At 73.1% G+C, this 22884-nt stretch carries 23 protein-coding genes; 7 read left to right on the forward strand and 16 right to left on the reverse strand.

The genetic code is table 11. The features are described from left to right. Nucleotide 1 precedes the first annotated feature (1 nt). Both ACIQM3_RS22465 and hisI read right to left on the reverse strand, forming a co-directional pair. On the reverse strand, nt 2–1495 hold the full coding sequence (locus ACIQM3_RS22465) for an anthranilate synthase component I (protein ID WP_401626940.1): 1494 nt from the start codon (nt 1493–1495) through the stop codon (nt 2–4). A gap of 11 nt (nt 1496–1506) precedes the next feature. Further along, nucleotides 1507–1887, reverse strand: coding sequence for a phosphoribosyl-AMP cyclohydrolase (hisI, locus tag ACIQM3_RS22470; protein WP_401626942.1), 381 nt, complete (start codon nt 1885–1887; stop codon nt 1507–1509). Nucleotides 1888–1971: 84 nt separating this feature from the next. On the opposite strand from hisI, the gene ACIQM3_RS22475 reads away from it, so the two are divergent. Next, the gene (locus tag ACIQM3_RS22475) at nt 1972–2604 is read left to right on the forward strand and encodes a TIGR03085 family metal-binding protein (RefSeq protein ID WP_401626943.1); all 633 of its coding nucleotides are present in this window, start codon (nt 1972–1974) and stop codon (nt 2602–2604) included. 90 nt (nt 2605–2694) lie between these two features. On the opposite strand, the gene ACIQM3_RS22480 is transcribed toward ACIQM3_RS22475, so the two are convergent. The 3 genes from ACIQM3_RS22480 to ACIQM3_RS22490 form a co-directional block, all read right to left on the reverse strand. After that, nucleotides 2695–4296 carry a cation acetate symporter gene (locus ACIQM3_RS22480; protein ID WP_401626945.1) on the reverse strand — a complete coding sequence of 534 codons (1602 nt, stop codon included), beginning with the start codon at nt 4294–4296 and terminating at the stop codon, nt 2695–2697. Nucleotides 4297–4512: 216 nt separating this feature from the next. Next, nucleotides 4513–5859, reverse strand: coding sequence for a PucR family transcriptional regulator (locus ACIQM3_RS22485; protein ID WP_401626947.1), 1347 nt, complete (start codon nt 5857–5859; stop codon nt 4513–4515). Between the two features lie 209 nt (nt 5860–6068). Next, entirely contained in the window at nt 6069–8819 is a 2751-nt protein-coding gene (locus tag ACIQM3_RS22490) for an AAA family ATPase (protein ID WP_401626948.1), read from the reverse strand. Between the two features lie 160 nt (nt 8820–8979). Here ACIQM3_RS22490 and ACIQM3_RS22495 point away from each other — a divergent pair, with 160 nt between their 5' ends. Beyond that, nucleotides 8980–9753, forward strand: a complete 774-nt coding sequence (locus ACIQM3_RS22495; protein ID WP_401626950.1) for an alpha/beta fold hydrolase — start codon at nt 8980–8982, stop codon at nt 9751–9753. A gap of 63 nt (nt 9754–9816) precedes the next feature. On the opposite strand, the gene ACIQM3_RS22500 is transcribed toward ACIQM3_RS22495, so the two are convergent. From ACIQM3_RS22500 to hisD, 10 genes are all read right to left on the reverse strand, one after another. Beyond that, entirely contained in the window at nt 9817–10746 is a 930-nt protein-coding gene (locus ACIQM3_RS22500) for an alpha/beta hydrolase family protein (protein WP_401626952.1), read from the reverse strand. Between the two features lie 257 nt (nt 10747–11003). Then, a complete protein-coding gene (locus ACIQM3_RS22505; protein ID WP_401626953.1) occupies nt 11004–11936 on the reverse strand; it encodes an alpha/beta hydrolase family protein in 933 nt (310 codons plus the stop codon). 189 nt (nt 11937–12125) lie between these two features. Beyond that, nucleotides 12126–12881: an imidazole glycerol phosphate synthase subunit HisF gene (gene hisF / locus ACIQM3_RS22510; protein ID WP_401626955.1), complete on the reverse strand. Its 756-nt coding sequence runs from the start codon at nt 12879–12881 to the stop codon at nt 12126–12128. Beyond that, entirely contained in the window at nt 12878–13276 is a 399-nt protein-coding gene (locus ACIQM3_RS22515) for a RidA family protein (protein ID WP_401626957.1), read from the reverse strand. The genes hisF and ACIQM3_RS22515 overlap by 4 nt, the downstream gene beginning before the upstream one ends. After that, entirely contained in the window at nt 13273–13998 is a 726-nt protein-coding gene (gene priA, locus ACIQM3_RS22520) for a bifunctional 1-(5-phosphoribosyl)-5-((5-phosphoribosylamino)methylideneamino)imidazole-4-carboxamide isomerase/phosphoribosylanthranilate isomerase PriA (protein WP_104789850.1), read from the reverse strand. The genes ACIQM3_RS22515 and priA overlap by 4 nt, the downstream gene beginning before the upstream one ends. Further along, complete coding sequence (hisH, locus tag ACIQM3_RS22525) at nt 13998–14639, reverse strand: imidazole glycerol phosphate synthase subunit HisH (protein ID WP_401626959.1); 642 nt, start codon at nt 14637–14639, stop codon at nt 13998–14000. Before hisH ends, priA begins: the two co-directional genes overlap by 1 nt. An 11-nt stretch (nt 14640–14650) precedes the next feature. Further along, complete coding sequence (locus ACIQM3_RS22530) at nt 14651–14818, reverse strand: hypothetical protein (RefSeq protein WP_401626961.1); 168 nt, start codon at nt 14816–14818, stop codon at nt 14651–14653. Beyond that, on the reverse strand, nt 14815–15408 hold the full coding sequence (hisB, locus tag ACIQM3_RS22535) for an imidazoleglycerol-phosphate dehydratase HisB (protein ID WP_031098999.1): 594 nt from the start codon (nt 15406–15408) through the stop codon (nt 14815–14817). Before hisB ends, ACIQM3_RS22530 begins: the two co-directional genes overlap by 4 nt. Next, nucleotides 15405–16529 carry a histidinol-phosphate transaminase gene (locus tag ACIQM3_RS22540; protein WP_401626963.1) on the reverse strand — a complete coding sequence of 375 codons (1125 nt, stop codon included), beginning with the start codon at nt 16527–16529 and terminating at the stop codon, nt 15405–15407. Before ACIQM3_RS22540 ends, hisB begins: the two co-directional genes overlap by 4 nt. Beyond that, nucleotides 16526–17848 carry a histidinol dehydrogenase gene (gene hisD / locus ACIQM3_RS22545; RefSeq protein ID WP_401626965.1) on the reverse strand — a complete coding sequence of 441 codons (1323 nt, stop codon included), beginning with the start codon at nt 17846–17848 and terminating at the stop codon, nt 16526–16528. Before hisD ends, ACIQM3_RS22540 begins: the two co-directional genes overlap by 4 nt. 160 nt (nt 17849–18008) lie before the next feature. Between hisD and ACIQM3_RS22550 the strand changes: the two genes are divergently transcribed. From ACIQM3_RS22550 to ACIQM3_RS22570, 5 genes are all read left to right on the forward strand, one after another. Beyond that, the gene (locus ACIQM3_RS22550) at nt 18009–19610 is read left to right on the forward strand and encodes an oxidoreductase (RefSeq protein WP_401626966.1); all 1602 of its coding nucleotides are present in this window, start codon (nt 18009–18011) and stop codon (nt 19608–19610) included. Nucleotides 19611–19832: 222 nt separating this feature from the next. Next, entirely contained in the window at nt 19833–20867 is a 1035-nt protein-coding gene (locus ACIQM3_RS22555; protein WP_401626968.1) for a hypothetical protein, read from the forward strand. A gap of 11 nt (nt 20868–20878) precedes the next feature. After that, nucleotides 20879–21655: an LON peptidase substrate-binding domain-containing protein gene (locus ACIQM3_RS22560; protein WP_401626969.1), complete on the forward strand. Its 777-nt coding sequence runs from the start codon at nt 20879–20881 to the stop codon at nt 21653–21655. Between the two features lie 17 nt (nt 21656–21672). Next, nucleotides 21673–22173, forward strand: a complete 501-nt coding sequence (gene ybaK, locus ACIQM3_RS22565) for a Cys-tRNA(Pro) deacylase (RefSeq protein WP_401626971.1) — start codon at nt 21673–21675, stop codon at nt 22171–22173. A gap of 65 nt (nt 22174–22238) precedes the next feature. Continuing rightward, nucleotides 22239–22628: a TraR/DksA family transcriptional regulator gene (locus ACIQM3_RS22570; RefSeq protein WP_401626973.1), complete on the forward strand. Its 390-nt coding sequence runs from the start codon at nt 22239–22241 to the stop codon at nt 22626–22628. Nucleotides 22629–22679: 51 nt separating this feature from the next. On the opposite strand, the gene ACIQM3_RS22575 is transcribed toward ACIQM3_RS22570, so the two are convergent. Next, the gene (locus tag ACIQM3_RS22575) at nt 22680–22853 is read right to left on the reverse strand and encodes a hypothetical protein (protein WP_401626975.1); all 174 of its coding nucleotides are present in this window, start codon (nt 22851–22853) and stop codon (nt 22680–22682) included. Nucleotides 22854–22884 lie beyond the last annotated feature (31 nt).

Raw genomic sequence — 22884 nt, forward strand, 5'->3', positions numbered from 1 at the left:
CTCAGTGAGCTCCGAGGCGGTTCGCCGTGTGCACGGCTCGCAGGACCGCAGCGGCCTTGTTCCGGCACTCCATGTCCTCGGCGACCGGGTCGGAGTCCGCGACGATGCCCGCGCCCGCCTGGACGTACGCGGTTCCGTCGCGGAGCAGGGCGGTCCGGATGGCGATGGCGGTGTCGGAGTCCCCGGCGAAGTCGAGGTAGCCGACGCAGCCTCCGTACAGGCCCCGGCGGCTGGGTTCGAGCTCCTCGATGATCTGCAGGGCGCGGGGCTTGGGCGCTCCGGAGAGGGTGCCCGCGGGGAAGCACGCGGTGAGGACGTCGAAGGCGCTGCGGCCCTCGGCGACGCGCCCGGTGACGGTGGAGACGATGTGCATCACGTGTGAGTACCGCTCGACCGACATGAAGTCGACGACCTCGACGCTGCCGGGCTCGCAGACCCGCCCCAGGTCGTTGCGGCCGAGGTCGACGAGCATCAGGTGCTCGGCGCGTTCCTTCGGGTCGGCGAGGAGCTCGTCGGCGAGCGCCTGGTCCTCCTGCGGGGTGGCGCCGCGGTGCCTGGTCCCGGCGATCGGGTGAACCATGGCCCGGCCGTCCTCGACCTTGACGAGCGCCTCGGGGCTGGAGCCGACGACGTCGAAGCCGTCGAAGCGGAAGAGGTACATGTACGGCGACGGGTTGGTGGCACGCAGGACCCGGTAGACGTCCAGCGCGCTCGCCGTGCAGGGCGTCTCGAAGCGCTGGGAGGGGACGACCTGGAAGGCCTCGCCCGCCCTGATGCGCTCCTTGACGTCCTCCACGGCGTCCATGAACGCCTGGCCGCCCCAGAGCGCGGTGTACGGCGGGAGCTCGGAGGGCGGCAGCGCGGCGGGGGTGTTCTCCACGGGCCTGGAGAGGTCGCGCTCCATGGCGTCGAGCCGGGCGACCGCGTCCTGGTAGGCCTCGTCTACCCCGGTTTCCAGGTCGTTGTGGTTGATCGCGTTGGCGATCAGCAGGACGGTGCCGTTCCCGTGGTCGAGCACGGCGAGGTCCGAGGTGAGCAGCATGGTGAGCTCGGGGAGCTTCAGGTCGTCGCCGCCGTGCTCGGTGATCCGCTCCAGCCGGCGTACGACGTCGTAGCCGAGGTAGCCGACCATGCCGCCGGTGAACGGCGGCAGGCCCTCGTCGCCGACCAGGTCGCGGGGGGTGTGCAGGGTCTCGACGGTGGCCCGGAGCGCCTGCAGCGGGTCGCCCTCGACGGGGACGCCGACGGGCGGGGTGCCCAGCCAGTGGGCCGCTCCGTCGAGGGAGGTCAGGGTGGCGGCGCTGCGTACCCCGATGAAGGAGTAGCGGGACCAGGTGCGGCCGTTCTCCGCGGATTCGAGGAGGAACGTGCCGGTGCGTTCGGCCGCGAGCTTGCGGTAGAGCCCGACCGGGGTGTCGCCGTCCGCGAGGAGCCGGCGGCTGACGGGGATGACACGCCGGTCGACGGCGAGCTTGCGGAAGGTCTCGAGATCCATGGCGGCTGACCTTATCGGGGCGCGGTGAGCGGAAGGACGTCCTGGTCGAAGCAGGTGCGGTCGCCGGTGTGGCAGGCGGCACCCGTCTGGTCGACCTTCACCAGGACGGTGTCGGCGTCGCAGTCCAGGGCGACGGACCTGACCTGCTGGGTGTGGCCGGAGGTGTCGCCCTTGACCCAGTACTCCTGGCGGCTGCGCGACCAGTAGGTGCAGCGGCCCGTGGTGAGGGTGCGGTGCAGCGCCTCGTCGTCCATCCAGCCGAGCATGAGCACCTCGCCGGTGTCGTACTGCTGGGCGATGGCGGGGAACAGTCCGTCGGGGCCGCGCTTGAGGCGGGCGGCGACGGCCGGGTCGAGATTGCTGGCGGGCGCGGAGCCGGGCGTGCTGGTCATGGGCCCATTGTGCCGCGCCGGGCGGGACCGTCCGGCCGTGCGTCCACTGGGCGGACCGTGGGCGTCGGTCGTACGCTGGCGGGCATGTCGACCCATGCGAAGCGTGAACGTCTTCTGCTCGCCGACCTGTTGGAAGCGGCGGGTCCCGAAGCCCAGACCCTGTGCAACGGCTGGAAGACCCGTGACCTGGCCGCCCATGTCGTGGTACGTGAACGCCGCGCCGACGCGGCGGGCGGGATCATGCTGGGTGCCCTGAAGAACCGCTTGGAGCGGGTCCAGGCCGAGTTCGCCGCCAAGCCGTACGAGGAGCTGATCCAGCTCATCCGTACGGGGCCGCCGCGCTTCTCCCCCTTCGGTCTGAAGCAGCTGGACGAGGCGGCCAACACCGTCGAGTTCTACATCCATACGGAGGACGTGCGCAGGGCCCAGCCCGACTGGTCCCAGCGGGACCTCGATCCGGTCTTCGCCGATGTGCTGTGGTCGCGCACGGAGAAGACGGCACGGATGCTGGGCCGCCGTGCACCGGTGGGGCTGGTGCTGCGGCGCCCGGACGGCCAGACGGCGGTCGCCCACAGGGGCACCCCGGTGGTGACGGTCACCGGGGAGCCGGGTGAGCTGCTGCTGTTCGCCGCCGGGCGGCAGGACGCGGCGCGGGTGGAGCTGGAGGGCGACAAGGACGCGCTGGCCCGGCTGCACACGGCCGAGCTCGGCCTGTAGCCCCTTCCTTCCGGGTCCCTGGGCGCCGCCGCGGGAGCGTACGGGCGCCGCCGCGGGCGCGTACGGGTGACCGGCGCTCCTTCCGGGGCCCTAGGCGCCGCCGCGGGCGCGTACGGGTGCCCGGCGGGAGCGGTGGCGGTGCCGGTCGTCCGGTGCGGCGTCCGGGTCCTGCCCCGATCCGAGCAGCCCGAGGAGGAATCCCGCCGGGATCGTGACCAGGCCCGGGGTCTGGAGCGGGAAGACGTCGAAGTCCCACTCCGGGAAGAGTGCGATCGGTGTGCCGGAGAACGCCGGTGACATGACCATCAGGACGACGATCAGCGGAAGCGTCCCGTACACGGTCCACCGCACCCCGCGGGCGTTGAAGCGCGGCCGGAACAGGGCGTACAGCAGGACGGGCGGCAGGACCGAGGCCGCCGCCGCGAAGGACAGGGAGAGCAGCACCTGCGGGTTGCGGTCGTGGGTGTAGGCCGAGAGGAGGACGGCGAGCGCCCCGATGCCGACGACGGCCCAGCGGGCGCGCCGGATCTCCCTGCCGGAGGCCTTGCCCTCGCCCTGGGCGCCCGACTTCACCGTGAAGTCGCGGGCCAGGGACGAGGCGGCGGCCAGGGTGATCCCGGCGACGGCGGCGAGGGTGGTGGCGAACGCGGCGCAGGCCACGAGTGCGAACAGGGGGCTGTCGCGTGGACCGGCCGCACCCGGGTCGAGGGCGCTGGTCACCATCAGCAGGGAGGTGCCGCCGGCCGGGTCGGCGGCGTGCAGCAGTTCGCGGCCCACCAGCGCGGAGGCTCCGAGTCCGACGATGACGATGCCGACGCAGAGCAGGGCGACGGGGCTCACGGCCCAGATGCCGGCCCTGCGGGCGGTCCAGGCGTCGCGGATCGGGTGGAGCCGCATCATGATGTGCGGCATGCAGGCGGCGCCGAGCAGGAGGGTGATCTGGAAGCCGATCAGGTCGAGCCCGCCCGCGAGTCCGTGGCCGAACTGCAGGCCGGGGCGCGCGTAGTCGCCTCCCGCCCCGCTGCCCGCCCGGGCGGCGTCGAAGAGGGCGAACGGGGACCAGTCGAAGCGCGCGAGGACGAGTCCCGCGAGCAGGGTGACGGCTCCGAGGACGACGGCCACCTTGAGGATCTGGATGTAGCCGGTGCCCCGCATCCCGCCGAACGCCGAGTAGCAGACCATCAGTGCGCCACTGGCGACGGTGCAGCCGGTGAGGGCGCCGTCGGGCAGCCCGAACATGGAGGTCATGACGCGGCCGGCGGTGGTGAGCTGTACGAGCAGCAGCGGGGCCAGTACGACGAGGGTGGCCACGCCGAGCGCACGGCGTACGGACCCGTCGCCGAGCCGGTCGGCGAGGAAGTCCCCCATGGTGAACACGCCTTTGCGGCGCAGGCGTTCGGCGAAGAGGCGCATGACGAGGGCGAGCGAGGCGACCGTCGCCAGGGCGAACAGCAGGCCGTCGAATCCGGCGAGCGCGACGGATCCGGTGGTGGAGAGCAGCGTGGCGGCGGAGACGTAGTCGCCGGCGATGGCCAGTCCGGCGCTGACGGGACCGAGGGTGGCGCCGCCCGCGTAGAAGTGCTCCGGATCGTCCTGGTCGGCGGCGGCGAGTCCGCACAGCAGCAGGGACACGGCGACGAAGGCGAGGAAGATCACCACGGCGAGGGACCGGGCGTCGATCGCGCCGCTCACCGGATCCGCTCCGCCGGTACGGCTGTGCAAGGGGCAGCTGAAGACATGCCCGTCATGGCATCAGCCGGGGCGGGTGCGGCACAGGGGGCCGGGACGGGGCGCGGCGCGGGTACAGCCCGCCCGGGGAAGGACTGTGCCCCCGCACAGTCGGCGGCCCCCGGCCCGGGAAGTACCGCCCCCGAGGCCAGGCGCCCCCGCCGCCGTGGGCAGCCGCCCTCAGCCCGGCAGCAGCCGTCGTGCCGCCAGCGCCAGGGACACCTCGACGGCGTCGGACGGCCGTGTCAGGCAGCGGCCCGTCAGCTGCTCGAACCGCCGCAGCCGGTTCAGCACCGTGTTGCGGTGGCAGTAGAGCTTCGCTCCGGCCCGCTGGGCCGAGCCGTCCGAGTCGAGCCACGCGGTCAGCGTCTCGATGAGCACGTCCCGGTCCGCCGGATCGAGCCGGTCCAGCGGCCCGAGGACCCGGTCGGCGAGCGCCGTCCCGAGGCCGGGCGAGGAGACGACGAGCGCGGCGGGCAGGTGCTCGTCGAGCAGTACGGTGCCGCCGGACGCCGGGCAGGTGCGCAGCGCCGTCTCGGCGAGGCGCCGGGCGTCACCGACGGAGGCGAGCCCGTCGACCACCGAGCTGATGCCGACGCGGGATCCCGGAGGAGCCGTCAGGCCCGCTGCGAGCGCGGAGAGTTCACCGTCGGACACCGAGGCGGAGGCGGGCGCCTCCTCGCCGTCGCCGTCGCCCGGAGGCTCCGGCTCGGCGGCCACCGGGACGGTCCCCAGCGGCAGGACCGCCAGTTCCACTTCCCCCGCCGAGTGCCAGAGTGCGGGCGTCCCCTCGGCCAGGGCGACCGGCGCACGCCCGGTGCCGTGCGGGGCGCGGCGGGCCCCGGCGACCGCCAGCACGGCGTAACGCCCCTGCACCGGGAGGCCCAGCATCGCCGCGGCGTCCGGCAGGTCGGCGATCCGGGCGGTGCCGTCCAGCAGGGCCGCCGTCATCAGGCGCTGCTGGTTCTCGCGGCGCCAGGAGAGCCGCCGCTCCGCCTGCCGGTACGCCTCGGCCACCACGCCGCAGTGTTCGTCGACGAAGTTCCAGACGTCCGCGGCGACATGGACCAGCAGCCGGGTGTCCTCGGGGTGGCGCCGGGCCGTGTCGTCGATCAGGTCCTGCCAGACCATCGCGCCGCCCATCCGGAAGGCGTGCATGACCGCGTCGAGCGGTACGCCCTGCTCGGCCCGGCTCTCGCCGATCCAGCGGGAGGTGCGGTGGGCGGCCTCACGGAACTCCCGGGGCTGGATGAGGGAGGCGACGTTGTGCCGGAGCGAGTGGTGGACCTCCTGCCAGATCTCGGTGGGCTCGGTCTCCATCGCGGCGCGGTAGGCGGGCTCCTGCTCCCGCAAGGCCTCGACCAGCCGGTCCGTGAGCTCCGGCAGCGCATCCAGGAGCCCACGGGCCGCCCGGTGGAGCACCGCCACTGCCTCGCGGTCGGCCAGGGAGCGGACGCGGTGCGGCAACGGCGCTACGGGGGGCGGTCCGGGCAGCGCCCTGATCCGTGAACGTACGACCTGTGGCATGGCGGCCTCCACCGGGAATCGGCCGGCCGAGTTGGGCCGGCCCCGGTGTGTGCCCGGCCCGGCATTGGGCGGGCGCACACCGATCGATCCTGACGACCGCAGAATGGCATACCGCCCGGTCGGTACCTAGAGGTATGCGCGGTTCTTCTCATCACGGTCCTGCAACCTCGCCCCGCCGGGCCGGGCCGGCCCGATCCGAGGGAGAGGCCCTAGCGGTCCAGCAGCCTCGCCAGCTCGGTCCGGGACCTGACCCCGAGCGCCGCGAAGACGTTGCGGAGATGGTGGTCGACGGTCCGCGGGCTCACCGAGAGCCGCACCGCCACCTCACGGTTGGTGGCGCCCTCCGCGACACAGCGGGCGATCCGCTGCTGCTGCGGGGTCAGTCCGGCCAGCGGCCCGGGGCCACTCTGGTCCGGCACGTCCACCGCCTCACCGGCGGCCCGCAGCTCCCCGCCCGCCCGTTCGGCCCAGACGCGGGCCGAGCAGCGTTCGAAGGCGACCAGCGCGTCGCGCAGCGGGCCGCGGGCCTCACGGGTGCGGCGCAGCCGGCGCAGCAGCTGGCCGTGGAGGAGCTGGGTGCGGGCGCGCTCGAAGTCGCCGCCCGCGCGGTCGTGGTGGGCCAGCGCCTCCTCGTACCGGGCGGCGGCCTTCCCGGGCGGCGCCAGCAGGGCGCGGCAGCGGGCCAGCTGGGCGGGGACCTGGGGGTCGGTCGTCCGGGCGGTCCACAGCGCGAACTCCTCCACGGCCACCGCGAGTTCACCGGCCCTGTCGTCGGCACGGCCGGAGAGCACCATCGCCTCGATGTAGCACGGCACGGCGAGCATCCGGGTGGCGAAGTGCCCCGTCCCCGGCCCCGGCCTGACCAGCGGACCGAGCCGGGCCGCCGCCTCGCCGGGCCGCCCGGCCGCAAGGTCCGCGCGGGCGACCGCCCAGGTGGCGAGCATGGCGGCCTGGGCCAGACCGTGCGGCCCCGCCCCGGCCAGCGCAGCGTCGGCATGGGCGGCGCACGCCTCGGCGGGCCCCTCCACCGAGGCGGCGAGCGCGAGCACGGAGTGCAGATGGGTGGCGGAGTTCTGCTGCCCGGTACGGCGGGCCGCGTGCAGCCCCTCCAGCGCGTGGGCCCGGGCCCTGGCGTGCTGCCCGGAGCGCAGTTCGGCGTACGCGAGCTGCTCCAGGGCGTGCGGCAGCAGGGCTTCGGGCCCCCGGGTGCGTACGACGGCGAGGGCGCGGGCCCCTGCCCGGCAGGCCGCGTCGACCTCACCGAGCACGAGGGCCGAGGCGCCCGCCCGCAGGAGCTCGTCGGCGTCCTCGGCACGGTCTGCGGAGTCGAGGCAGCACCGCAGGAGGGCGTGGCCCCGGTCGGGGTGCCCGGCGAGCACGGCGCACATCCCGGCGCGGTACTGCGCCATGGACCGGTCGGCGGCGGTGACGGGGACGCGGTTCATGGCGTCCAGGTACGCGATGGCGTCCCCCATGTCCCACGCCGCCTCCGCCGCGCCGAACAGGGCGTCCAGGGTGCGGCGGGGATCGGTCGGGGCGAGCAGCTCCGCCGCGGTCAGGAGGGCCTCACGGGCGTCGGTGGCCGGTCCGTCGCGCAGGGCGAGCATGCCGCGTACGTAGGCTGCGGCGCCTCCGGCGAGGTGGGGGCCGACGCGGGCCAGCATGGCGCGGGCCCGGCCGGTGTCGCCGGCCAGCCGCGCCTGCTCGGCGGCGGCGGCGAACCGTGCGGCGCGCAGCTCCTCGTCGGTGGAGAGCGCGGCGGCGCGGGCCAGCGCAGCCGACCGTTCGCCGTGCGGGCGGGGGGCGGTGGCCGCGGCCTCCAGCTGTCCGGCGAGCGCGGCGTCCGGCCCGGGCGCCGCGCAGGCCAGCTGGACGAGCGCGGGCAGCGGGGCCGAGCCGGGCCCGGTGAGCAGCCCGGCGAGCAGTTCGTGCACGGCCCGGCGGCGGCCGGGCGGCGCCCGGTGCAGGACCGCGCGGCGCAGCAGTGGATGACTGAAGTGCACGCGACTGCCCGCACGTTGGAGCGCCCCGGCGGTGCCGGCGGGCGCGAAGAGCACCCGGTCCAGGTGCACGGTCGCCAGCCCGGCCCGGGCGCCTGCCCGCAGCAGCAGGGCGGCGTCGGCTCCGGCCCCGTCCGGCTCGTGCTCCTCCGCGGCCGCGGCCAGCAGGAGCAGGGCGCGGGTGTCGGGGGGCAGGCCGTCCAGGTGCTCGGCGTGGGCGTCGAGGACACCCTCGGCGCCGGGGAGCGGGTACGGCAGCGCGGTGCGCCCCGCCAGCTGCCCGGGGGTGAGACGGCCGACCAGTCCGGCCAGCAGCCGTGGGTTGCCCGCCGCCTCGTGCAGGAGTTCGCTTCGTACGACGGGGTCGACATCGGCCGTGCCGTCGGTGAGCCGGTCCAGGAGCGCGGTCGCCGCGTCGTCGTCGAGCGGTCCGAGGCGCAGCGCGGGCAGCCCGGCGAAGGCGGTCTCGTCGGCCGCGCCGATCACCACCGCGACCCGGCTGCCCGCGCCGAGCCTGCGGGCGGCGAAGCCGAGTGCGGCGCGGGAGTCGGGGTCCCAGGCGTGCGCGTCGTCCACGCAGACCAGTAGGGGCTGTTCGGCCCCCAGGCCCCGCAGCAGGCCCAGCAGGCCGCCCGGGGTGATCCCGGAGCCCAGGATGGTGTCGGGCGTGACGGGCAGCGGGCCGGGGGCGGAGCAGAGGAGGGCGTGCAGCCCGCTGTACGGCAGTCGCTGTTCGGTGGGGGCCGCGGCGGCGTACAGGACGGGGCCGCCGTGCCTTCCGAGGTAGTGGGCGGCGGCCTGCCGCAGCAGGGCGGTACGGCCGAGGCCGGGCGGCGAGGTCAGCACCAGCGCTCCGCCGTCCCCTGCCCGCAGCCGCCCCAACAGGGTTTCCAGGATGGCCAGTTCACCGCTGCGGCCGTACAGCCGGAGCGGACTGTGCACGGTCGTCGATGGGGTCACGCTCTCACGTTACTTCCGCGTAAACAGCGTCGGAAGGCTCGCGTCCGCTCCCTGTTCCCGGTCGGCCCGGAGCGGTGCGGGCTCCCAACGGAACGGCGTCCGTGCTGTGCCGGGGCACAGTCCCGGCCCGTTCGGCGGCGGCCGCCCGTAACGTCGGTGCATGACTGATGAATTGCGTACACACGACGGTTTGACCCTGCGTTACTGGTCCTGGTCGCGGAAGCCGGACAGCGCCCTGCCCCCGGTGGTCCTGCTGCACGGCTTCGCCGCGCACGCCCGGCTGAACTGGGAGGGCCCCGGTGTCGTCGAGGCGCTCGTGGCGCGGGGCCGCCGGGTGTACGCCCTGGACGCGCGGGGTCACGGCGAGTCGGACCGGCCGCACGACGACACCCACTACGGCGAGTCGCTGATGGCCCGTGACGTGCGTCTGCTCATCGACCGCATCGGCGCGGACCAGGTGCATCTCGTGGGGTATTCCATGGGCGCGGTGGTGGCAGTCCTGGCCGCGGCGGAGGACGCGCGCGTCAGCCGCCTGGTGGCCGGGGGCATAGGTGCGGGCGCGGTGGAGGTGGGCGGCCTGGACACCCGGGTGATGCCGCCCGAACTGGTGTCGGCGGCGCTGACGGCCGACGACGCGGCGGACGCCCCGGAGCGGACCCGGGCGTTCAGGGTGCTGGCCGACACGGCGGGCGGCGACCGGCTGGCGCTGGCCGCGCAGATACGGGCGGTGCACCGGGACGCGCTCCCGCTGGACCGGATCGTCGTCCCCACGCTGGTCCTGGCCGGTGCGAGCGATCCCCTCGCGAACCGGCCCGAGGTGCTGGCCTCGGCGATCGCAGGGGCCGAGCTGACCGTGGTGCCGGGCGACCACCTGACGGCGGTGCGCGATCCCGGATTCGCCGAGGCCATCACGGCGTTCCTCTCGCGCGGCTGAGGACCCGGCGACGCGAAGGGGCCGGACCGCGGTACGCGCGGTCCGGCCCCGGTCGCCCCCGGATCAGTGCGGGCAGTTGCCCCGGTACTCCGCGATCGTCAGGCTGGCCGACGGGATCGGGCAGAGGAACTGCTCGTAGCGGGTGTCGTTGTCGATGAAGCGCTTCAGCCACGAGATGCTGTACTTCGCGATCGTCGTGTTGGACGTGTTCGGGGTGAAGTGGGTGGCACCCCGGAGCTCCAGGTACGCCTTGTCCAGCGAGCCCGGCAGCGAGTTGTAGAACGGCTCCGAGTGCGAGGCGACGGACGCGACGGTGTCACCGTCCGCCCCGACGACCAGCGTCGGGGTCTGCACCTCCGGCCACGTCTTGTCCGTGTTCCAGCCGGTCAGCGGGATCGCCGCCTTCAGCGACGGACGGTCCTTCGCGGCCTCCAGCGTGCCGCCACCGCCCATGGAGTGCCCCATCACGCCCAGCCGGGAGGAGTCCACCCGGGTACGGACCGAACTGTCCTCGGTCAAGTAGTCCAACGCGGCGAGCAGTTGGTCACCGCGACTGGCCGGCTGGTCCAGCGTGGTGTTGGTGTCGATGGTGAACACCACGAAGCCCTGCGACGCCAGACGCGGACCCAGCCACGCGATGCTCGACTGGTAGGCGGTGAAACCGGGCGAGATGACGACCGCGCCGAACGTCCCGTCCGAGGTGGACGTCGGGTAGTAGATCGTCCCGCCGCCGAACCCTCTGACGCTCAGCGACGACACGGACGTCTGGGACGTCGCGTACGAGCCGCGGCTCGCCTCGATACTCGAATTGCTCGGCGCCGGACCACGCTCGTACGGATTGTCGGCGGCCTGGGCTCCGCCGGGGACGAGCGCGGTGAGCAGACCGGCGGTCGCCGCCGCTGCCGCCAGGGCGCCCTTGACGGTGCGGGAGCGGCTCTTCGACATCCGGTGGTGGCGCGGGGAGATGTCGCCGGAGGGGAGGTGCTGCTGCACGAGGATTCCTCTCGATTGTGGCGGAACCGCATCGGGACCGCCGACCGCCCCGTCGTCCAGGGGCTTCGGGAGTGCACCGCGTCGGTAGCGCCGTCCTTCATCGACCTGCCGCCACTCTCGCGCCGGGCACCCCACGCGGTCATCGGCGAGATCGCCGGTCTTCGCTCCGGATCCCGCGGCCGGCCGACGGGCGGCGGGCGGGCGGCAGCACGAAGGGCCGGGCCGCGTGCACGCGGTCCGGCCCCAGGTTCTGTCGGTCAGGAGGTGTGCGGGCAGTTGCCCCGGTACTCGGCGATCGTCAGGCTCGTCGACGGGATCGGGCAGAGGAACTGCTCGTAGCGGGTGTCGTTGTCGATGAAGCGCTTCAGCCACGAGATGCTGTACTTCGCGATCGTCGTGTTGGACGTGTTCGGGGTGAAGTGGGTGGCACCCCGGAGCTCCAGGTACGCCTTGTCCAGCGAGCCCGGCAGCGAGTTGTAGAACGGCTCCGAGTGCGAGGCGACGGACGCGACGGTGTCACCGTCCGCCCCGACGACCAGCGTCGGGGTCTGCACCTCCGGCCAGGACTTGTCGAGGTTCCAGCCGGTCAGCGGGATCGCCGCCTTCAGCGACGGACGGTCCTTCGCGGCCTCCAGCGTGCCGCCACCGCCCATGGAGTGCCCCATCACACCCAGCCGGGAGGAGTCCACCCGGGTACGGACCGAACTGTCCTCGGTCAAGTAGTCCAACGCGGCGAGCAGTTGGTCACCGCGACTGGCCGGCTGGTCCGACGTGGTGTTGGTGTCGATGGTGAACACCACGAAGCCCTGCGACGCCAGACGCGGACCCAGCCACGCGATGCTCGACTGATAGGCGGTGAAGCCGGGCGAGATGACGACCGCGCCGAACGTCCCGTCCGACGTGGACGTCGGGTAGTAGATCGTCCCGCCGCCGAAGCCCCTGACACTCAGTGAGGAGACCGTGGTCTGGGACGTCGCGTACGAGCCGCGGCTCGCCTCGATACTCGAATTGCTCGGCGCCGGACCACGCTCGTACGGATTGTCGGCGGCCTGCGCGCCCGGCATCAGCGCCGTGACCAGACCGGCCGTGGCGGCCGCCGCCGCGACGGCGAACTTGACGGTGCGGGAGCGGCTCTTGGACATCCGGTGGCGGCGCGGGGAGATGTCGCCGGAGGGGAGGTGCTGCTGCACGAGGGGGGATCCTCTCGGTTGTGGCGAACCACACCGCGGCAGCCGGCCGCCCCGTCGTCCTGGGGCCTTCGGGGGAGCACCGCGTGGTGGCGCCGTCATGTTGTTGACGGCGCCACTCTGTCGGCGCGCCCACCGGGCGGACATCGGCGAGATCGCCGGTCTTCGCGACCGGCGATCTCCCTGCCTGTGTCAGCGAACGGGGTGCCCGGCCTCGCGCAGGGCACCCTTGACCTCGGAGATCCGCAGGTCACCGAAGTGGAAGACCGACGCTGCGAGGACCGCGTCGGCGCCGGCGCCGACGGCCGGCGGGAAGTCCGCGAGGCGGCCCGCGCCGCCCGAGGCGATGACGGGGACGGTGACGTGGGCCCGTACCGCCTTGATCATCTCGGTGTCGTAGCCGTCCTTCGTGCCGTCCGCGTCCATCGAGTTGAGCAGGATCTCGCCCGCCCCGAGCTCGGCCGCGCGGTGCGCCCACTCGACGGCGTCGATGCCTGTGCCCCTGCGGCCGCCGTGGGTCGTCACCTCGAAGGTGCCCTCGGGGGTGCGCCGGGCGTCGACGGAGAGCACGAGGACCTGGCGCCCGAAGCGTTCGGCGATCTCGCGGATCAGGTCGGGGCGGGCGATGGCGGCGGTGTTGACGCCGACCTTGTCGGCCCCGGCGCGCAGCAGCTTGTCGACATCGTCGGGGGTGCGGACCCCGCCGCCGACGGTGAGCGGGATGAAGACCTGCTCGGCGGTGCGGCGCACCACGTCGTACGTCGTCTCGCGGTCACCGCTGGAGGCGGTGATGTCGAGGAAGGTCAGCTCGTCGGCGCCCTCGGCGTCGTACAGCTTGGCCATCTCGACGGGGTCGCCCGCGTCGCGCAGGTTCTGGAAGTTGACGCCCTTGACGACGCGGCCCTGGTCGACGTCCAGGCACGGGATGACCCGTACGGCGAGGGTCATCGCTCACCTGCCCGGTAGGCCTCGACCTCGACCTCGACGACGAGGGAGGGGTCGACGAAGCCGGACACGATGATCATGGAGGCCGCGGGGCGGACGTCGTCGAACAGCTCCTTGTGGGCGCGGCCCACCTCGTCGACGTCGCGGGCGTGCGTGATGTACATCCGGGTGCGGACGACGTCCTCGCGGCCGAGTCCGGCCTGCTTCAGGGCGTCGAAGGCGACCTGGAAGGAGGCGACGGCCTGCTCGTACGGACCGCCAGCGGAGATCTGGCCGTTGACCACGGAGGTGCAGCCGGAGACCAGGACAAGGCCGTTCGGGAGCTGGACCGCCCGGGAATAGCCGAACTTCTCCTCCCAGGGGCCGCCCGAGGAGAGGCGGCGTACGGAGTCCGTCATCCGGCGACCGCCTTGAGGGCCTCTTCCAGGGTGAACGCCTTGGCGTACAGCGCCTTGCCGACGATGGCTCCCTCGACGCCTTCCGGGACGAGCAGGGAGATCGCGCGGAGGTCGGCCAGCGAGGAGACGCCGCCGGAGGCGACGACGGGCTTGTCGGTGGCGGCGCAGACGTCGCGCAGGAGGGCGAGGTTGGGGCCCTGCAGCGTGCCGTCCTTGGCGATGTCGGTCACGACGTAGCGGGCGCAGCCCTCGGAGTCGAGGCGGGCGAGCGTCTCGTAGAGGTCGCCGCCGTCGCGGGTCCAGCCGCGGCCGCGCAGGGTGGTGCCCCGGACGTCGAGGCCGACGGCGATCTTGTCGCCGTGCTCGGCGATGACCTTGGCGACCCACTCGGGGGTTTCCAGCGCGGCGGTGCCGAGGTTGACGCGGCGGCAGCCGGTGGCGAGGGCGGCCTCCAGGGAGGCGTCGTCGCGGATGCCCCCGGAGAGCTCGACCTTGATGTCCATGGCTCCGGCCACCTCGGCGATCAGCGCGCGGTTGTCGCCGGTGCCGAAGGCGGCGTCCAGGTCGACGAGGTGCAGCCACTCGGCGCCGGAGCTCTGCCAGGCGAGGGCCGCCTCGAGCGGGGAGCCGTAGGAGGTCTCGGAGCCGGATTCGCCGTGCACGAGGCGGACGGCCTGTCCGTCGCGGACGTCTACGGCGGGGAGCAGTTCAAGCTTCGGCATTACAGCGTCTCGATCCAGTTGGTCAGCAGCTGGGCGCCGGCATCGCCGGACTTCTCGGGGTGGAACTGGGTGGCCCACAGCGCGCCGTTCTCCACGGCGGCCACGAACCGCTCTCCGTGCGTGGCCCAGGTGACCTTGGGGGCACGGATCTTGTCGTTGGTCACTTCGAGGGACCAGTCGTGCGCCGCGTAGGAGTGCACGAAGTAGTAGCGGGCCTCGGCGTCCAGGCCCGCGAAGAGCTGGGATCCCTCGGGGGGTTCGACGGTGTTCCAGCCCATGTGGGGCACGACGTCGGCCTTCAGCGGTCCGACGGTGCCGGGCCACTCGTCGAGGCCCTCCGTCTCGACGCCGTGCTCGATGCCGCGCTCGAACAGGATCTGCATGCCGACGCAGATGCCCATGACGGGACGCCCGCCGGACAGCCGGCGGCCGATGATCCATTCACCGCGCGCCTGCTTCAGTCCCGCCATACAGGCGGAGAAGGCGCCGACGCCGGGGACGAGCAGCCCGTCGGCGTTCATCGCGGTGTCGAAGTCGCGGGTGATCTCCACGTCCCCGCCGACGTGGGCGAGGGCCCGCTCGGCGGAACGGACGTTGCCGAAGCCGTAGTCGAAGACGACGACCTTCTTCTTGTCGCTCACAGTCCTCTACCTCAGTCCCAGATTCCCTGGATCCGCATGATGCCCGCCACCAGGCACATCACGGATCCGATCCCTAGGAGCACGACGACGCCCTTGGGCATGCCCTGCTTCCAGAAGGAGTAGACGCCGCCGGCCAGGAAGAGGCCGACGATGATCAGAACGGTGTTGAGGCCGGTCACAGGGCGCCCTTCGTGGACGGAAGGATGCCGGCTGCGCGCGGGTCGTGCTCGCTGGCGTAACGGAGGGCGCGGGCCAGCGCCTTGAACTGGCACTCCACGATGTGGTGGGCGTTGCGGCCGTACGGGACGTGGACGTGCAGGGCGATCTGCGCCTGGGCGACGAAGGACTCCAGGATGTGCCGGGTCATCGTCGTGTCGTACTCGCCGATCATCGGAGCCATCTTCTCCGGCTCGGTGTGCACCAGGTAGGGGCGGCCGGAGAGGTCGACGGTGACCTGGGCGAGCGACTCGTCCAGCGGGACGGTGCAGTTGCCGAAGCGGTAGATGCCGACCTTGTCGCCGAGCGCCTGCTTGAAGGCGGCGCCGAGCGCGAGGGCGGTGTCCTCGATGGTGTGGTGCGAGTCGATGTGCAGGTCGCCCTCGGTCTTGACCGTGAGGTCGAAGAGCCCGTGCCGGCCGAGCTGGTCGAGCATGTGGTCGTAGAAGCCGACCCCGGTCGCGACATCGACCTTGCCGGTGCCGTCGAGGTTGATCTCGACGAGCACGGAGGTCTCCTTGGTGGTCCGTTCCACCCTGCCTACGCGGCTCATGCGTCGTGCTCCTTCTTCAGTTCGCGCACCGCATCGAGGAACGCGTCGTTCTCTGCCGGGGTTCCCGCGGAGACCCGCAGCCACCCCGGTACGCCGTTGTCCCGGACCAGGACGCCCCGGTCGAGGATCTGCTGCCAGGCGGTGTGGCTGTCGGCGAAGCGGCCGAACTGGACGAAGTTGGCGTCCGAGTCGGTGACGGCGAAGCCGGACTCCCGCAGCGCGTCGACCAGCCGGTCGCGCTCGCTCTTGAGCTGCGCGACGTACCCGAGCAGCGTATCGGTGTGCTCCAGTGCGGCGAGCGCGGTGGCCTGCGTGACGGAGGACAGGTGGTACGGCAGCCGCACCAGCTGGACCGCGTCGACGACGGCGGGGTCGGCGGCGAGGTAGCCCAGCCGCAGGCCGGCGGCGCCGAAGGCCTTGGACATGGTGCGCGAGAGCACCAGGTGGCGACGGCCCTCGATCAGCGGGAGCAGTGAGGGGCTGTGGCTGAACTCGCCGTACGCCTCGTCGACGACGACCATCGAGGGCCCGGCCGCCTGGGCGGCGTCGTAGAGCTCCACGACGGTCTCCGCGTCCACGGCGGTGCCGGTCGGGTTGTTGGGCGAGGTGATGAAGACGACTTCGGGGCGGTACTCGGCGATGGCCTTCTTCGCGGCCTCGACGTCGATGGTGAAGTCCTCGTTGCGCGGACCGGACATCCAGCCGGTGCCGGTGCCGCGGGAGATCAGGGCGTGCATCGAGTACGAGGGCTCGAAGCCGATGGCGGTGCGCCCGGGGCCGCCGAAGGTCTGCAGCAGCTGCTGGAGGACCTCGTTGGAGCCGTTGGCCGCCCAGACGTGGGCCGTGGTGACCTCGTGTCCCGCGGTGCGCGTGAGGTAGCGGGCGAGCTCGGTGCGGAGCTCCACCGCGTCACGGTCGGGGTAGCGGTTGAGGTCGCGGGCGGCCTCACGGACCCGTTCGGCGATGCGGTCGACGAGCGCGTCGGGCAGCGGGTACGGGTTCTCGTTGGTGTTCAGCCGGACCGGCACGTCGAGCTGGGGCGCCCCGTACGGGGACTGGCCGCGCAGTTCGTCGCGGATCGGGAGGCTGTCCCACGCGTTGGTGGTGCTTTCGTCGGTCACGCTTGCGGAACCTTCCAGCCGAACCTGGCCTTGAGCGCGGCGCCGTGGGCGGGGAGGTCCTCCGCCTCGGCGAGGGTCACCACGTGGTGGGTGACCTCGGCGAGGGCGTCGCGGGTGTAGTCGACGATGTGGATGCCGCGCAGGAAGGACTGCACGGACAGGCCCGAGGAGTGGCAGGCGCAGCCGCCGGTGGGCAGGACGTGGTTGGAGCCGGCGCAGTAGTCGCCGAGGGAGACGGGCGACCACGGGCCGACGAAGACCGCACCGGCGTTGCGGACCCGGTCGGCGACGGCGGCGGCGTTCTCCGTCTGGATCTCCAGGTGCTCGGCGGCGTAGGCGTCGACGACCTTGAGGCCGTCCTCCAGGTCGTTGACCAGGACGATCGCGGACTGGCGGCCGGCCAGGGCGGGCTCGATCCGGTCCGTGACGTGCTTGGTCGCGGCGACCTGCGGCGTCAGCTCGGCCTCGGTGGCGGCGGCCAGCTCCTCGGAGTCGGTGACGAGCACCGCGGCGGCCATCGGGTCGTGCTCCGCCTGGCTGATCAGGTCGGCGGCGACGTGCACCGGGTCGGCGCTCGCGTCGGCGAGGATCGCGATCTCGGTGGGTCCGGCCTCGGCGTCGATGCCGATGCGGCCCTTGAGGAGGCGCTTGGCGGCGGCGACGTAGATGTTGCCGGGGCCGGTGACGAGGTTCACGGGCAGGCAGTCCTCGGTGCCGTACGCGAACATCGCGACGGCCTGGGCGCCGCCGGCGGCGTACACCTCGTCGACGCCGAGGAGGGCGCAGGCGGCGAGGATCGTGGGGTGCGGCAGGCCGCCGAACTCCTTCTGCGGCGGGGACGCGACGGCGATGCCCTCGACGCCGGCCTCCTGGGCCGGGACGACGTTCATGACCACGGACGAGGGGTAGACCGAGCGTCCGCCCGGGACGTAGAGCCCGACGCGCTCGACGGGCACCCACTTCTCGGTGACCGTGCCGCCGGGTACGACCTGGGTGGTGTGCGTGGTGCGGCGCTGCTCGCGGTGGACGAGGCGGGCGCGGCGGATCGACTCCTCCAGGGCGGCGCGCACGGCGGGGTCGAGCTGCTCCAGCGCCCCGGTGACAGCGCCGGCGGGGACCCGGATCGAGTCGAGCCGGACGCCGTCGAATTTCTCCCCCCACTCGATCACTGCCGCCGAGCCACGATGGCGTACGTCCTCGCAGATGGGCCGCACCGTCTCCAGGGCGGCTTCCACGTCGAACTCGGCACGGGGCAGCAGGTCGCGCAGGGCGCCGCCCTCGGGGAGGGCGGTACCGCGCAGATCGATTCGAGAGATCACACCGCAATTCTCTCAGACCGGTTCAGCCGTCCGGTCGCCCGTATCACTGGCTGATACATGTCCCGGCTGTCACTGCTGACCATTAGCGTTCACGTGGTCACACAGAGGGAAGAACGACTGTACGAAGCGCGGGTCGGACCGCGCAGGCGGAGGTGAGGCAGTGACCGAACCGCACGACGGCGAGATCCCCGACGGGCTCAGCGCCGCGGAGCTCGGTATGTGGCAGTCCTTCCGGAACGGCACGACCTACGATCTGCGTGTCCACGATCCGGTGCGCGACGACCCCTTCGCCCCGCACATCTGGGGCCCCGAGCGCAGTGTCGGCGCGCGCACGGTGGCGCGCCTGCTCCTCGACGGCCCTCCCGCGCGGCCGGGGCGGGTGGCCGCGCTGAAGCTCCGGGGCCTGCGGATCACCGGGAAGCTGGACCTGGCGGGCGGCCGGGTGTCTCCGTACGTCGAGCTCACGGGCTGCCGCTTCGAGCAGGAGGTCGTCCTGCCCGAGTGCCACTTCACCACGCTGCGGATGGTGGGCTGCGCGGTGCCGAGGCTGGACGCGGCCCGGCTCCACACGGAGGGCGATCTGCATCTGCCGCGGTGCCGGATCGATCGCGGCGTCCGGCTCACCGACGCCCAGATCGGCACGGACCTCCTGATCAACCAGATCGGCATCGGCCCCGACCGGCGCGGCCGCGCCTTCGTGGGCGACGGGATGTCGGTGGCGCAGGACCTGCAGGCCGAGATGATCGAGACGCGCGGCGAGCTGAGCCTGCGCGGGGCGAAGGTCGGCGGTTCGCTGAGCCTGCGCGGCAGCCGGCTGCGCGCCACGGACGGGCGGCGGGCCCTGAACGCCCCGCAGCTCAGCGTGGAGCGCACGCTGTACATGACGGAGGCGTGGGTGAGCATCGACACGGGGAACCAGGGCACCACTCCCCCGTTCGGTGTCGCGCGCGGCGGTGGTCCGGCGCGCGGGACGCGGGCGCAGGTCTTCGAGTGCCGGGGCGCGGTGCGGCTCGACGACGGGCGGTTCGGGGACGCGGTGGACCTGCACAAGGCCCGGTTCGTGCTCGCCGACCGCGAGGAGCTCTCGCTGCGCCGGATCGTCACGCCCGAGCTGCGCTTCAACGCGGAGCGCCCGAGGGAGGGCCGGGTCGTGCTGAACGGCGCGAAGGTGGTCACCCTGATCGACGTGTCGACCAGCTGGCCGGGCCCGGGCGGCCTGGCGATGGGCGGCTTCGTGTACGAGAACCTCGTCCCGTACGGCCATTTCCCGCTCTCCCGGCGCCTGGAGTGGGTGCTGGCCGCGACCCCGGAGTACGTCCCGGAGCCGTACGAGCGTCTCGCGGCGGTGCTCCGCAGCTGCGGGGAGGACGCGGACGCCCGCGAGGTGCTGCTGGCCAAGCAGCGGCGCCGGCGCGAGACGCTGCCGCCCGCGGGGAGGATCTGGGGCTATCTGCAGGACTGGACGGTGGCGTACGGCTACCGGCCGGGGCGGGCCCTGGTCTGGATGGCGGTGCTGTGGGCGGCGGGGGCGGTGGCCTTCTCGCAGTACCGCCCGGAGTCGATCAAGGGGAGCGAGCATCCGCAGTGGAATCCCGCGCTGTACGCGCTGGATCTGCTGGTGCCGGTGATCGATCTCGGGCAGGACGGTTACTGGCTGCTGGAGGGCGGCTGGCAGTGGACGGCGGCGGCCCTCGTGCTGCTGGGGTGGATATTGGCCACGACGGTGGCGGCGGGCGCGTCCCGGCTCCTGCGGCGCGGCTGACCGGAGGGCGGCGCCCCGCCCGGCCGGATCCCTGTCGGCGCGGCGGTCGAAAGGCCGGTCGAGGCCCGGCAGGAAGGGCGGTTATCGGCAACCGTACGGTCGGAATCGCGCCACTCGCACCCGCTTCCTTTGCCCTTTCTTGACCCCGCCCAGGGCAACCCTTCCACTCGCTACAGAAGCTTCACAGAGGCCCTCTGGCGCAGCCCTCACCAGGGCTTTTCAATGGTCTGCACCATGGCTTTCCTCCGCGCACTGCTGAGTACCGCGCGCACGTTCCGGTACGGCCCCGGGCTGACCGCCGGGCTGCCGGCGGACGACGCGGTGATGCTCGACGCCCCCGACGAACGGCTCTCCCCCGCGCTGGTGGCGGCGGCCCTCGGAGACTTCGAGCCCGCGGCCAAGCTCCTCGCCACCACCAGGGACTCCGCCGACTGGGAGGCCCGGGACCGCACGCTGGCCCGGCTGGTCGCCTTCGCACGCGGTCGCGACGGCTGGCTCACCGGCTGGCTGGCCGCCGCCCCGCGCGACCCGGACGCCCTGCTCGTCAAGGCCGCGCTGGCGGTGCGCCGTGCCTGGGAGTCCCCCGCCCACGCCGAGCTGCTGCGCGAGGTCGGGCCGCTGATCACGGCGGCGGCCGAGGCCGATGCCCACGACCCGGTGCCGTGGCGGCTGGCGCTCGACCACGCCCGGGGCACGCACGCCTCGCACACGGTCTTCGAGTCGCTGTGGGAGCAGGCCGTCCGCCGCTCCCCGCACCACTACGGCAGCCATGTCTCCGCTCTCCGGTATCTCTCGGCCGAGTGGTACGGCTCCCACCGCGAGTGCTTCGACTTTGCCGAGCGGGCGGCCGAGGACGCCGCCGGGGACTCCCTGGTGCAGGCCCTCCCCGTGCGGGCGGCCTTCGCCCTGCTGCGGGACGAGAAGGCGTCCGCGCGGGCGAACTCCGTGCAGACGGACCGGATCGACGCCGCCGCCGACCTCGCCATCCGGTTCTCGGCCGGATTCCCCGCCGGTGATCCCTGGCCGGCCGAGGTCCGCAACCTGCTGGCCTACGTCCTGGTCGCACGGGGCCGCGCGGCCGAGGCGCTGGAGCAGTTCCGGCTGATCGGGCCGTACGCGACCTCGTTCCCGTGGGCCTCGGTGACCGGGGAGGCGCTCGGCGGATTCCTCGACGCGCGGGCCGATGTCCGGCTCCGGGTGGCCTCTTCCACCCCCCTGTGCGGGCGGCCGGAACACGGCGGGCGCCGCGGCCATTAGGCTTGGCCGTTGTGACCACCGCTCGCCTGCCTCTCTTCCCGCTGAACGCGGTGCTGTTCCCCGGCCTCGTGCTGCCGCTCAACGTCTTCGAGGAGCGTTATCGCGCCATGATGCGCGACCTGCTCGAGATCGACGAGGACGAACCGCGCCGCTTCGTGGTGGTCGCGATCCGCGACGGCCGCGAGACCGCCCCGACGGCCACCGGCATGCCGGACACGGTCGCCACCGCGCCTCCCGCCGAGCGGGCTCCGGGCGACGGCTTCGGGCCCGATCCCATCCAGACGTTCCACCGGGTCGGCTGCGTGGCCGACGCGGCGAAGATCCGTGAGCGCGCCGACGGCAGTTACGAGGTCCTGGCGACCGGCACCACACGGGTCCGGCTGCTCTCCGTCGACGCGAGCGGCCCGTTCCTCACGGCCGAGGTCGAGGAACTGCCCGAGGATCCTGGGGCCGCCGAGGGTGAGGACTCGCCCACGGACGAGGCGGGCGCCCTCTCGGAGGGCGTGCTGCGCGCCTTCCGCAGCTACCAGAAACGGCTGGCCGGAGCGAGCGAGCGTTCCCTGACGACCGGTGCGGACCTGCCCGACGACCCGTCCGTCGTCTCGTATCTCGTGGCCGCCGCCGCCGTGCTCGACGTCCCGACGAAGCAGCGGCTGCTCCAGGCGCCGGACACCGCGACCCGGCTGCGCGAGGAGCTGGCGCTCCTGCGCCGGGAGACGGCCGTCATCCGGCACCTGCCCTCTCTCCCGGCGTCCGAGCTGACCCGCGACCCCACGTACCCCAACTGACCCGAGGACCGGCCCCGGTGGCGAAGAAGTCCAGGAAACAGCAGTCCGGCTCCACCCCGGCCACGGTCGCCCTGACCACGGCCGGCACCGCGTTCACGGTCCACGCGTACGACCACGACCCCTCGTCGCCGTCGTACGGGGAGGAGGCGGCCGAAGCGCTCGGTGTATCCGCCGACCGCGTCTTCAAGACCCTGGTCGCCGAAGTCGACGGTGAGCTGGTCGTCGCGGTCGTCCCCGTGGCGGGATCCCTGGACCTGAAGGCGCTGGCGTCGGCGGTGGGCGGCAAGCGTGCGGCCATGGCCGACCCGTCGGCGGCCGAACGCACCACGGGCTATGTGAGGGGAGGCATCTCCCCACTGGGCCAGCGCAAGCGCCTGCGTACGGTCCTGGACGCGTCGGCCGGGTCGTATCCCACGATCTGTGTCTCGGCGGGGCGACGGGGCCTGGAGGTCGAGCTCTCCCCCTCCGACCTGGCCACTCTGACGGACGCCACCCTGGCCCCGGTCGGCCGGACGTAGCGGGGAAGCCCGCGGCACGTGAGGTTCGCGGAATGCGGACCCCCGGCACGACCGTTTCCGCACAGGTGAATGAGTTTTCTTCTTCTGTACGTGGCGGACCGGGCGGCCTGGCGGCCACCCGGGAGCGACTGCTCGCGGAACGCCGCTCCACGGAGTCCCGGCTCGCGGCGCTGCAGAGTGATTTCGACGGGATCGTCGAGGCGAACGCGCTGGTGGCGGTCGACGACGAACACGACCCGGAGGGATCCAGCACCGCCTTCGAGCGGGCCCATGTCGCCTCGTTGCTGGACCGGGCGCGGGACCACCTGGAGGAGGTGGACCGGGCCCTGGAGCGGCTGGAGCGAGGCGACTACGGGCGCTGCGAGGCGTGCCGTGAGCCGATCCCACCGGGCCGTCTGGAGGTGCGTCCGGCAGCGACGACCTGTGTGCGGTGCGCTGCCGGCGCACCCCGCTGACGCCGTTCGCGACGGGCCGGGAAAGCGTGAACCGCTTCCGCCGGCACGTGGTCAGCGCTTGAAGGCGCCCTTCGACTTCTCCTTGGTGTCCCGGCCCTTGCCGCGGGCCTCCAGGGCTGCTCCCTTGGCCGCGGTGGTGTCGTCGCCGACCGCGTGGGCCACCTTGCGTACGGCCTTCCCGACGATCTGCTCGGTCTTGGCCTTGCTCTTCTCTCCGGCGCTCATGTCGGTCCTTTCCGTAGGTGCTCACCCAGTC

Origin of the sequence: Streptomyces sp. NPDC091271 (genome assembly GCF_044757505.1) — a bacterium.
Classification (GTDB): Bacteria; Actinomycetota; Actinomycetes; order Streptomycetales; family Streptomycetaceae; genus Streptomyces.